The 13,144-nt window shown below is 32.4% G+C and carries 9 protein-coding genes; all 9 read left to right on the top strand.

What is annotated here, in order from left to right:
- Positions 1 to 125 precede the first annotated feature (125 nt).
- The 9 genes from DUZ96_RS09555 (at position 126) to DUZ96_RS09515 (ending at position 13,135) form a co-directional block, all read left to right on the top strand.
- On the top strand, positions 126 to 1,889 hold the full coding sequence (locus DUZ96_RS09555; RefSeq protein WP_114301707.1) for a T9SS type A sorting domain-containing protein: 1,764 nt from the start codon (positions 126 to 128) through the stop codon (positions 1,887 to 1,889).
- 90 nt (positions 1,890 to 1,979) lie between these two features.
- Positions 1,980 to 3,683, top strand: coding sequence for an FG-GAP-like repeat-containing protein (locus tag DUZ96_RS09550; protein ID WP_114301706.1), 1,704 nt, complete (start codon positions 1,980 to 1,982; stop codon positions 3,681 to 3,683).
- A 96-nt stretch (positions 3,684 to 3,779) separates the two neighbouring features.
- Entirely contained in the window at positions 3,780 to 5,480 is a 1,701-nt protein-coding gene (locus DUZ96_RS09545; RefSeq protein ID WP_181855262.1) for an FG-GAP-like repeat-containing protein, read from the top strand.
- Positions 5,477 to 7,177, top strand: coding sequence for an FG-GAP-like repeat-containing protein (locus DUZ96_RS09540; RefSeq protein WP_114301704.1), 1,701 nt, complete (start codon positions 5,477 to 5,479; stop codon positions 7,175 to 7,177). Before DUZ96_RS09545 ends, DUZ96_RS09540 begins: the two co-directional genes overlap by 4 nt.
- Before the next feature lie 44 nt (positions 7,178 to 7,221).
- The gene (locus DUZ96_RS09535) at positions 7,222 to 8,907 is read left to right on the top strand and encodes an FG-GAP-like repeat-containing protein (RefSeq protein ID WP_147267074.1); all 1,686 of its coding nucleotides are present in this window, start codon (positions 7,222 to 7,224) and stop codon (positions 8,905 to 8,907) included.
- Between the two features lie 29 nt (positions 8,908 to 8,936).
- The gene (locus DUZ96_RS09530) at positions 8,937 to 9,947 is read left to right on the top strand and encodes a glycosyltransferase family 2 protein (protein ID WP_114301702.1); all 1,011 of its coding nucleotides are present in this window, start codon (positions 8,937 to 8,939) and stop codon (positions 9,945 to 9,947) included.
- Between the two features lie 9 nt (positions 9,948 to 9,956).
- Entirely contained in the window at positions 9,957 to 10,907 is a 951-nt protein-coding gene (locus tag DUZ96_RS09525) for a CdaR family protein (protein ID WP_114301701.1), read from the top strand.
- 1 nt (position 10,908) lies between these two features.
- Positions 10,909 to 11,499, top strand: a complete 591-nt coding sequence (coaE, locus tag DUZ96_RS09520) for a dephospho-CoA kinase (protein ID WP_114301700.1) — start codon at positions 10,909 to 10,911, stop codon at positions 11,497 to 11,499.
- Positions 11,500 to 11,569: 70 nt separating this feature from the next.
- On the top strand, positions 11,570 to 13,135 hold the full coding sequence (locus DUZ96_RS09515) for a sensor histidine kinase KdpD (RefSeq protein WP_181855261.1): 1,566 nt from the start codon (positions 11,570 to 11,572) through the stop codon (positions 13,133 to 13,135).
- The last annotated feature ends 9 nt before the right edge of the window (positions 13,136 to 13,144 follow it).

Genomic DNA, 13,144 nt, shown 5'->3' with positions numbered 1-13,144 from the left:
CCACTACTTTAAAATTGTGCACTTTATCGGTAATTAATCCGTTTTATCGATTTGCTAAATTTTAACTTAAAAACTCTTCAAGAATAATATATTTTTAACATTAATACTAACTTAAATACATAACTATGCAAAAAATTACTTTATTATTTATCTGTGTCCTGTTAACTACCTTTACGGTTAACGCACAGTTTGTTTTTCCACCGGTAGCCGGTCCAGTGATTGTTTCTGATGGAACACCTGTTATTGTAAGCATTAATGACCTAGCAAATGGAGAATCGGTGCCTGCTGGTACTTACGATCGAATTTCTATAACAGCAGATTGGGATAGTGTGGGCTTTTCATGGTCTTCAGAAGCCAGATTATCCGTGGTTACTTCGGCTGGTGCAACGACCCCTGTAGCTTCTGAGAATGGTACGAGTAGTGGCGACGCGTTGAGTATTGAATTCGGTGTTGGCACACCGATTTTGTTGGCAGGTCCATATGATCCCTCTGTAGACGGATCTTTAGATTTATCCTTAACAAGAACATATGCAGCAGACGCTCAGTGGGAAAATATTGTGGTAACTCTTTTTCTCGCGCCAGAATGTACAGCTCCTGTAGCAACAACTTCAGTTGTAGATGATTGTCCAAATAATCAATTTTCAATAGAGGTAGATATAACAGATTTAGGAGATGCTAGTTCTTTGACGATTTCAAATGATGCTGGCGTTGATGCAACTACAGGAATAAACGCTATTGGTATAGTAACAGTAGGTCCATTTAGTTCAGATAGTATTGTAACATTAACACTAGAACATGAGCAAGATTCTGTTTGTAACGTTGATTTAGGATCATCAGCTTCAGCGTGTCCTCCATCCAATGATACTTGTGGAGGAGCTATTGATGTAGCCTGTGACCAAACAGTTACTGGTGATACATCTAACCCATTAGCAACTGATACTGTTGGTAACCCTGCAGCAGATTTATGGTATTCTTATTCAGGACCGGCTGGAGACATTACGGCGAGTCTTTGCGAGTCTAGCTATGATACCAACGTGAGAGTTTATGATTCTTGTGGAGGTACACAGATAGCAGGTAATGACGACTCATGTGGCACAAGGTCTGAGGTTACATTTACGGCAGACGGCAGTTCTACATATTACATAGCTGTAGAAGGATGGAACTCATCGGAAGGGATATTTGAAATGACTGTAACTTGTTTAGAGACAGTACCACCGCCTGCAAATGACGCATTTGCTGATGCTGAGGCTTTGGCTACCGGAGTGGCTACCTCAGGTACTACTGCTGGCGCTACAGAAAACTTAGCAGATGAGAAACCATCTTGTGATCCGTTTGGAAATATTGCTGATGTTTGGTACACCTACACGCAGCCTGCAAATACTGATACAATGATTATTACTACCTCTATTTCTGGTACGTCATCAGAGGCTAATTGTGCAGTATATTCTGTAGGAGAACCGATTCTTGAGGCTAACCAAGTTGCTTGTGGTGACGATGGTCAAGCGTCTGGTGAAATGTTAGAGTTTTCAGCTACACCAGGTACAACCTATTATATTAGAGTTTGGAGTGATGGTGCGTTGCCACCAGTATCGGGTAGAGTAGAAGGAACATTTAATGTAACTGCAGATGCTGCATTATCAACTGATGAATTTGACAATCCAGCTGTATTTACCTACTACCCAAATCCAGTAAAAAATACATTAACATTAAATGCTCAAAATAATATTGAGGATGTAAGAATGTATAATATGCTTGGTCAAGAAGTAATGAATGCGCAGCCACAAGCTGTAGATAGTGATTTAGATTTGTCTAGTTTAGAAACGGGCACATATTTCGTTCAAGTTACAATCGCTAATATTACGAAAACTGTAAGAGTAATTAAGCAATAAAACTTTATATAATTACTGAAAAAGCCGTTTGTAAAAACGGCTTTTTTCATTTTAAATTTCTTTTCCTACATTGATAAAAATTGAATTTTAATGATGAAGTATGTAATCATAATAATCTTGTCTTTAAACTTATTAAAAGCACAAGTAATTTTTGAGGAAAGTGCCAATCAGTTAGGTGTTTTTATTAATTGTGAGTATACTTATCTAGGCAACGGCATTACTTTTTTTGATTATGATAATGATGGATGGGATGATATAACAGTCGCTTCTGCTGAAGGAGAACCAATTTATTTTTTAAAAAACATTAACGGCAATTTTGTTTCTCAAACACTAAATATTTCTGATAATAACGCAAGAAACAAACAAGTTAATTGGGTAGATATTGATAATGACGGGGATAATGACCTTTTTATCACTAGTGATAATTCTGGTATCAGATTGTTTGAAAATCTGGGTAATATGGTAATGTCAGAGATTACATCTACTTCAGGTATGCTTTCTGATAATTTCCCTTACTACGGAGCGTCTTGGGGAGATTATAATAATGATGGTTTTTTAGATATTTTTTTAAGTATCAGAGATGTGGATATACCAAGTATATTGTATAAAAATAATGGTGATAATACATTTACCTTGGCTAATATTGAGGCAGGATTATTAACGGAGGGATTTATGTCATTTTGTTCAGTTTTTATAGATTACGATAATGATGGAGATCAAGATATTTATGTTTCTAATGATAAAATTTATAATCCTAATTTGTTATATAGAAATAATGGAGATGGCACCTTTACAGAAGTAGGGCAAGAATCTAATACTGATTTATATATAGACGCAATGACCACCACTGTTGGTGATATAAATAATGATGGATGGTTCGATATTTATGTTACTAATGATAATGATGATAGTGTTTTACTGTTAAATAATGCAGATGGCACATTTTCTGATACAACTAGTTTATATGGGGTATCTTTTAATAGTATAGGCTGGGGGGCTTTATTTTTAGATGCTGATAATGATACTGATATAGATTTATATGTTAGTGGAGAAACGGACGGTTCTTATCCCCAGTATTTGTCGTCAGCCTTTTATGAGAATCAAAATGGAAATTCCTTTCAGTTAAATAATAGTGCTATACCAAATGACTTTGCAGAGAGTTATTCTAATGCTACTGGCGACATCAACAATGATGGTTTTCCTGATATTATTGTTAATAATATAAATCACGAGAATATATTTGTATGGTATAATAAATCTAATAACGGTAAGAATTGGTTAAAAGTAAAGTTAGAAGGAACTACTAGTAATAGAAACGGCATTGGTTCATTTATTGAAATTTCTGTTGATGGTAATAAACAATATCGGTATACCTGTTTAGGTGAAGGTTACTTATCTCAAAATTCTGCAACACAACACTTTGGTCTAGGTAACCAAACCATGATCGATTATATTAAAGTTAAATGGTTAAGTGGCACAGAAGATATATTATATAATGTTACTGTAAACCAAACATTAAATATTTTGGAGGGTTCATCATTATCTGTTAACCAATTTGACAATTCATCAGCATTCACATACTATCCAAACCCAGTAAATAATACATTAACATTAAATGCTCAAAATAACATTAAGAATGTGAGAATGTATAATATGCTTGGTCAAGAAGTAATGAATGCGCAACCACAAGCTGTAGATAGCGATATTGATATGTCGAGTTTAGAAACGGGTACATATTTCGTTCAAGTTACAATTGCTAGTATCACAAAAACGGTAAGAGTAGTTAAGCAGTAACTGAAATAACTATAATTTTGAAAAAGCCGTTTGAAAAAATGGCTTTTTTCTTTTTATAAATTATTCTCTTATCTTAGTAAAAATTGCGTTATGACGATGCGGTATGTAATTTTAGTACTCTTTTCAATTAATCTATTATCTGCCCAAGTAGCATTTGAGGAAAGTGCGCAACAATTGGGTATATCAATTAACTGTGAGTACACCTTTCTAGGCAATGGTATTACTTTTTTCGATTACGATAATGATGGCTTAGATGATATAACGGTTGCTACGGCCTTAGGTGACCCTATTTACTTTTACAAAAATATTAATGGCAATTTCGTATCTCAAACTCTTAATATTTCTAATAATAATGCGAGGAATAAACAGATTAATTGGGTAGATATTGATAATGACGGAGATAATGATCTTTTTATAACAAGCGATGAATCAGGTAATCGTTTGTTTGAAAACTTGGGTAATATGATTATGTCAGAGATCACATCTACCTCTGGTATGCTAACTGATAACTTTCCGTATTATGGAGCTTCATGGGGCGACTATAATAATGATGGTTTTCTTGATGTTTTTATTAGCATTCGAGATCCATTTATTCCGAATATTTTATATAGAAATAATGGAGATAAAACTTTTACATTGGCTAATGTTGAAGCTGGGTTGTTAACGGATGGGTATATGTCCTTTTGCTCGGCTTTCATAGATTATGATAATGATGGAGACCAAGACATTTATGTAGCTAATGATAAATATGCCAATCCTAATTTAATGTATAGAAATAATGGAGATGGAACATTTACAGAAGTTGGCAATATTACTGGTACAGATGTTAGTATCGACGCAATGAGTGTTACCGTAGAAGACTTTAATTACGATGGCTGGTTAGATATATACATAACAAACGACCCGTCCAATAACATTCTTTTTGTAAATAATGGAGATGGTACATTTACTGATATGGCACAATCCTATCAAGTAACTTTTAATAGTTCTAGTTGGGGTGCAGTATTTTTAGATGCGGATAATGATAAGGACTTAGATCTATATGTAAGTGGAGAGGGTAATGGAACAGTGTCTCCATTTTTATCATCTGCATTTTATGAGAATATAAACTCTTCCCTTTTTCAGTTAAATAATAACGCAGTACCTGGTGATTTTGCATACAACTATGGCAATGCAACAGGTGATGTAGATAATGATGGTTATCCTGAAATAGTGGTTAACAATATAGATCACGAAAATATTTTTCTTTGGAAAAATACAACCAATACAAGTAATAATTGGCTAAAAGTAAAACTTGAAGGAACAACGAGTAACCGAAATGGTATAGGTTCATTTATCGAGATTTCCATTAATGCAAACAAACAATATCGCTATACATGTTTGGGGGAAGGCTACCTGTCTCAAAATTCAGCAACAGAACAATTTGGTTTAGGTACTGAAACAATAGTAGATTACGTGAAGGTGAAATGGTTAAGTGGAATTGAGGATATTTTCTATAATGTATCTCCCAATCAAACAATGAATATAATAGAAGGATCTTCCCTTTCAATTGATGAGCAAAATTTAAATACCTTAAAATATTACCCAAACCCTTCAAATGGTAAACTCACTATTGAGTCTAAGCAGATTCTCGAAGAAATCACTATTTATAATCTTTTAGGTGAAAAAGTTATGCAAATTCAACCCAATAGTTTGAATTGTAATTTAAGTACAGAATATCTCTATAATGGAGTTTACAAAGCTCAAGTAAAGACAATTAATAGAATTGAAGTTTTTAAACTTATTGTAAAAAAATGAGGTGGTGCTTAATTTTAATAATATTTTCATTGAACCTTCATGGTCAGGTGTCCTTTACGGAAAGTGCACAGCAACTTGGAGTTAGCGTTGACTGTTATTATACTTTGTTTGGAAACGGTATCTCATTTTATGATTATGACAATGATGGTTGGGATGATATTACAATCGCTTCAGTTGATGGAGAACCGATTCACTTCCTGAAAAACATCAATGGAAATTATGTTTACCATACAATTAACATCCCAAACAATGAAGACAGAAATAAGCAAATTAATTGGGTAGATATTGATAATGACGGCGATAATGATCTTTTTATAACTAGTGATAATTCCGGTAACAGATTATTTGAAAATTTGGGCAATATGATAATGTCCGAGATTACTTCAACATCTGGCATGTTAACTGATAATTTCCCATATTATGGTGCGTCTTGGGGTGACTATAATAATGATGGTTTTTTAGATGTATTTATTAGTGTTCGTGACCCAAATATTCCAAATATCCTTTATAAGAATAATGGAGATAAAACCTTTACCCTGGCTAATGTTGAAGCAGGCTTATTAACTGATGGCTACATGTCTTTTTGTTCCGCCTTTATGGATTATGACAATGATGGTGATCAGGATATTTATGTGTCAAATGACAAATATGTTAACCCAAATCTAATGTACAGAAATAACGGTGACGGTACATTTACTGAGGTTGGGTTTGAAACTGGATCTGATGTGTATATTGGAGCAATGTCTGTCACTGTCGAGGATATAAATAATGATTCCTATTTGGATATTTACATTACAAACGATGACCTAGATAGTGTCCTTTTAATTAATAATGGTAATGGAACTTTTTCAGATATGGCACAATCGCATCAGGTCACATTTAATAGTAATGGTTGGGGTGCAGTATTTTTAGATGCAGATAACGATATGGATTTGGATTTATATGTTAGTGGTGAAAGTAACGGTTCTTTACCTCAATATTTATCATCTGCCTTTTATGAGAATGTTGACACCTCATATTTTCAACTTAATAACAATGCGGTACCAAATGATTTCGCATACAGTTTTGGCAATGCGTTAGGAGATACCGACAATGATGGTTATCCAGAAATAGTGGTAAATAATATAGATCACGAAAATATATTTCTCTGGAAAAATAATACCAATACAAGCAATAATTGGTTGAAAGTGAAACTTGAAGGGACAACAAGTAACAGAAACGGTGTAGGGTCATTTATTGAGATTTCTATAAATGGAAATAAACAATATCGCTATTCGTGCTTGGGTGAAGGCTACCTGTCCCAAAATTCGGCTACCGAACATTTTGGATTGGGTATTGAAACAATAGTAGATTATATAAAGGTGAAATGGTTAAGTGGTATTGAAGATATTATTTATAATGTCTCTGCTAACCAAACATTGAATATTGTGGAGGGTTCTTCACTTTCTTTGAATGATTATGAAAATCTGGAAGGATTGACATTTTATCCAAACCCAGTTGATGATATACTAACTTTAGATGCAAAAAAAGAAATTGAATCTGTAAGAGTTTATAATCTGCTGGGTCAATTGGTAATGTCATCTCACCCTAAAGCTATCCATTGTGAAGTTGATCTCACGAATATGCAAAAAGGCACCTATATTGTAAAAATTGAATTTATCGATGCGTTAAGTAGCATTAGAATTATAAAACAATAGATTATTTTAATTATCAAGTATTCCTAATTGTGAAGTTTTACCAATTGACTTTATACTTATTATCAATCAACTTAAGCGTTGCACAGATTGCATTTGATAATGAAGCGGAAACCTTGGGTGTTGAAATCATTTGCGGTAATACACTATTTGGCAATGGAGTTTCATTCTTTGATTATGATAATGATGGCTGGGATGATTTGACTGTAGCGACAGCAGATGATGATCCAGTAAGGTTTTATAAAAACATCAACGGAAACTTTGTAGAGCAAACTTTAAATATTGCAAATAACAATTGGCGCAATAAACAAGTTAATTGGGTAGATATTGATAATGATGGCGATAATGATCTATTTGTCACCAGTGACACAAGTATTAATAGGCTATATGAAAACTTAGGTAATATGATACTTCAAGATATTACTAGCACTTCAGGATTGCTAAACGAAGTATTAGTAACCTATGGAGCATCTTGGGGAGATTATAATAATGATGGATTCTTAGATGTATTTTTATCTAATAGAGATACAACAATTCCAAATATTCTCTATAAAAACAATGGAAATAACACGTTTTCACTAGTTAATTCGGAATCCGGACTTATTACAACAGGTACCTTGTCTTTTTGCTCGGCGTTTATTGATTATAACAAAGATGGGTTTCAGGATATCTATGTTGCTAACGATAAAGTTGAGTATCCAAATATCATGTACAAAAATAATGGTGATGGCACATTTACTGAAGTTGGATTTGAAACGGGTACTGACATCACCATAGATGCAATGTCCGTTACCATAGGTGACTATAATTCAGATAGTTGGCTAGATATTTATGTAACCAATGATGTTGTTGGAAATGTTTTGTTAAAGAATAACGGTAATGGCACCTTTAGTGATGAAACACTGTCGTCAAATACTGCAATGAATAGTGTCGCTTGGGGCTCTGTATTTTTAGATGCCGAGAATGATGGAGATTTAGATATATATGTAAGCGCTGAACATGATGGTACGGTATCGGGATATTTATCATCTGCACTTTTCACAAATAACAATGACGAGTATATACTTGAAAATGAAGCAATTCCTGATGATTATGCAATTAGCTATTCTAATGCCATAGGTGATATTGACAATGATGGTTACCCAGAAATTTTAGTGAATAATATTAACCATGATAATATTTTCCTTTGGAAGAATAACTCTAATAATACTAACAATTGGTTAAAAGTTAAATTAGAAGGGACTATAAGCAATAGAAATGGTGTTGGTTCCATGATTGAAATTTCGGTTAATGGTGAAAAACAATATAGATATACATTAATTGGTGAAGGCTATCTCTCTCAGAATTCTGCTAGTGAGATATTTGGAATTGGAGATGCCACTGTAATTGACTATGTTAAAGTGAATTGGTTGAGTGGAACTGAGGATATTTTTTATAATGTATCTCCAAATCAGAATCTAAAAATAGTTGAGGGATCTTCATTATCAATAGAAGAGTCAAATACCAGTGAAATCAAATTATTCCCAATTCCGACTACTGAAATTCTTAATATTGAATCTTCTCTCCCTATTGAAGAAGTTATGGTTTATAACCTACTTGGTGAGGTAAATATTTCGGCAAATATGAATAAAAATGAAATTTCATTGGATGTTACTAGTTTAGAACCTGGGATTTATTTTTTGAGACTATCTTTAAATTCTTCACAAGAAATAATAAAGTTTATTAAAAAATAAACGTAACGGTTTAATTACATTTGTAGGGTATGAAGGGCTTTTTATTTTCATTTGTTATACCTGTATTTAATAGGCCTCAAGAAGTAAAAGAGTTACTAGATAGTTTTTTAAGTCTTGAGGGTAATTACCAATATGAAATTGTAATTGTAGAAGACGGTTCCACTCAATCATCAGAACATATTTTAGAAGAATTTAAAACTGATTTAAATATTTCGTATTACTTTAAAAAAAATACGGGCCCTGGTAATTCCCGAAATTACGGAATGAATAAAGCCAAAGGAAATTACTTTATAATATTAGATTCAGATGTGTTGTTGCCAAGTAACTACTTAACAGAAGTGACCACTTTTCTTAACAAAACATATTACGACTGCTTTGGTGGGCCAGATACTGCCCATACATCATTTTCTAATTTGCAGAAGGCCATAAGTTTTGCCATGACATCGGTTATCACAACTGGAGGAATAAGAGGCGGGAAGAAGCATGTCAATAAGTTTCAACCTAGAAGCTTTAATATGGGATTATCTAGACGAGCGTTTGTAGATACACAAGGATTTGGAAATATTCACCCAGGAGAAGATCCGGATTTGTCCTTGAGATTATTAAAATTAGGATATAAAACAGTTTTAATACCAAATGCCATAGTTTTCCATAAAAGACGCATTTCATGGTCTAAATTTTATACACAAGTCAATAAATTTGGTATGGTAAGGCCCATCCTAAATAAGTGGCACCCAGAATCAAGAAGCATCGTATATTGGTTTCCGACACTTTTCAGCATAGGTTTGTTAACTTCAATATTATTATTGGTGTTTAAAGTTGTAACATGGCCTTTATATCTATATGTATTTTACTTTATATTGGCATTAATAATATCATTTATTGTAAATAAAAATATTATTGTAGCTATTCAATCTATATTGGCAATTCTTATACAGTTTTTCGGATATGGATATGGCTTTTTAAAATCTAGTTTAATGGTTGGTTTATTAAAAAGAGAACCAAATAAAGTGTTTCCTCTGTTATTTTTTAAAGAATAGATTTTATTAATGAAGAAGAAAATTTCAAATTATTTAAGAAAGAAAGATGTAAAAAGGTTCAGTATATTTTTTGTATTGGCTTTTTTGTTTCTCATATTTTCTAAGCTTTCCAATGACTATAAGCAAAATATTGCACTTAAAGTTGAACTGTTTAATCTAGATGAAGAGATTGTTGTTGAGTATGACTCTTTAAATAAAATTATCGCTTTTGTGGAGGCAAAAGGATTTACCTTATTACCTTATTTATTTCAAGATTCAAAAACAATCATGATTGATGCAAAGAAAGATGTAGTTATAAGAGATAATGAAATTGTTCTTGAGGTACAACGGCAAAAGTATAGAATTGAAGAGGCGCTGGGCAGTCCTTATAAATTACTGACCCTCAATCCAGACTCTTTGATTTTGAGATATTCAGAGATGGCTACGAAATATGTAGATGTTGTAATAAATAAGGATTTTAAGTATGCCTTAGGTTTTGATTTACTCGGAGAATTAAATATGGATATTGATAGTGTAAAGTTAGTTGGACCAATGTCTAGTATTGAAAACATTAATTCAATAAATACTGAATTACTTGCACTTACTGATATAAAAATGGATATTAATCAGGTGTTAAATTTGGATATTTCACAATTAAAGGATGTACAAGTGGTTCCTAAATTTGTTACGGTTACTGGCGATGTTGAACGATTTACAGAAGGTGCAATCGAAGTTCCCGTAGTAATTAAAAATGCTCCAAATGATGTTAACATTAATTATTTCCCTAAAACAGTTACAGTATCCTATTACATAGATTTGAATCGTTTTAAATCTATAAATGAATCTAACTTTAAAGTTGAGTGCGATTTTAATGAAGTTAATAATGGACAACAATTTATGATTCCAAAGATTGTAGTAAAACCAGATTTTGTTAAAAGATCTAGTATAAAACAAAAACGTGTAGATTTTATTAAATTATAATATGGTAGTAGTTGGTATTACTGGTGGTATAGGTAGTGGTAAAACTACAATATCAAATTATTTAAAATCATTTGGTATACCTTTATATGTAGCAGACAAGGAAGCCAAAGCACTAATGAATAGATCAAAAGTTATTAAGCGAAAATTAATTCAACTTTTTGGTGATGAGGCTTATGTAGACGGTAAATTAAATAGACCCTTTTTAGCAAAAATGATTTTTAAAGATAAATCATTGCTAAATCAAATGAATGCAATTGTTCATCCAAAAGTAGCTTCACACTTTAAACGATGGTTAAAAAAACAAGACGCACCATATATTTTAAAGGAAGCAGCAATCATCTTCGAAAATAATTTACAATCTAATTACGATTATATCATTACGGTTGTAGCTGACGAAAATTTGAGGATTGAAAGAATTTTAGATAGAGAGGATACTACACGAGAAAAGGTCAAAGCTGTTATAAATAATCAATGGACTGATTCTCACAAAAAGAAGCTTTCAGACTTTGTAATTTCAAATAACGATTTAGACCAAGCAAAGAAACAAGCATTGCAGATTCACAAAAAGCTTCTTAAAATCTCAGCAGAGTAGGTTACCTGCCTTTTGTTAATGTAAGGTTAAACCTAATTTGTGCTAAATGTTAAAATGTTAAATTTGACCGATGGGTAAGAAGCTATTCGTCTTTTTAGTGATATTAATGAGTCTATCACTTATTGGTATCATTTTTGTGCAATCATTTTTTATAAACAATAGTTTACAGAATGAGGAGAAGAATTTTACACGTAGTGTAAAACGAGCTTTAAGTTTTGTTTCTAGAGACATTGAAGAGATGGAACTTAGAAACTCACTTATAAAACTTCAACCATTCTTAAGCAAAAATGAAAGACCTGATTCAACGGTTATTAAGCGTTTATTTATAACCACTGAAGACGATATTAACGACAAAACTATTGTTCACCGTAATACGGTTTTGGAGGAGCGTTTTAAAGTGCCCTCATTGTTCTTTGAAATTGATGCTGACAGTTTTGCGATAAGCAAACGTTCTAATGAGCGTGTTACTGAGATATATAATAATTCTCAGATTGATGGTAAAAATGTAATTGCACCTAGTGAGCGCCTTATTCAATATTCTTCAATGCCTGCATTAGATAGACAGATGTATGAAGATACATTTAAGGATATGCTAAAGGATATCCCAATTTATAAACGCGTAACAGCTTTACAAGTTGAAACCTTATTAAATAGAGAATTAAAAGATGAAGGCGTTAATCTAGATTTTGAGTTTGCAATCTATGATGATGACCTCGCTACAAAGGTTCAAACTGAGAATTTTGAAAAGGAAAATGCTTATGGTGTTTATATTTTTTTAGATAACAATAACGAAAGCAGCTATAAGCTATGGGTTGATTTCCCAGATAGGCGAAAGTATTTGTTATCTTCAATAATGTGGATGATTGTCTTGTCAGTAGTATTTACAAGTGTAATTATACTGGCATATTCTGGTGCTATTTATCAATTAATAAGACAAAGGCAAATATCACAGATAAAGACAGATTTTATCAATAATATGACGCATGAGTTTAAAACTCCTATTGCTACTATTAATTTAGCACTTGACTCAATAAAAAACCCTAAAATCATTAATGATGAAGATAAAGTAAAGCGATACCTAAGAATGATAAGGGATGAAAATAAGCGTATGCATGCACAGGTAGAAAATGTTTTGCGTATATCTAAATTAGAGAAGAATGAGTTAAATATTAGTAAGGAGAGATTGAAACTTCATCATTTAATTGAAGATGCAATTACGCATGTAGAGTTAATTGTTGAAGACAGAAATGGATATGTAAATACACACTTTAAAGCCGTTAAGTCATCAATATTGGCGAATGAAACACATTTTACGAATGTTATCGTTAATATATTAGATAATGCAATTAAGTATTCAGATGATACACCAAAAATAGATATATACACTGAAAATATTGGTAACAACATTATACTTAAAATTGCAGATCAGGGTAACGGAATGTCAAAACAAGTGGTAAAACGTGTGTTCGAGAAATTTTATAGAGAACATACCGGTAATGTACATAACGTAAAAGGTCATGGGTTAGGTTTAGCCTATGTAAAAAGAATAGTGGAAGACCATCAAGGTTATATATCAGTTGAAAGCGAAAAAGGAAAAGGTAGTACCTTTAATATAAGACTATCATTAATATCATAAAAAAGAATC

This window comes from Winogradskyella sp. KYW1333, from assembly GCF_003335675.1.
GTDB lineage: Bacteria > Bacteroidota > Bacteroidia > Flavobacteriales > Flavobacteriaceae > Winogradskyella.
This window is presented reverse-complemented; position numbering and strand designations above follow the sequence as displayed.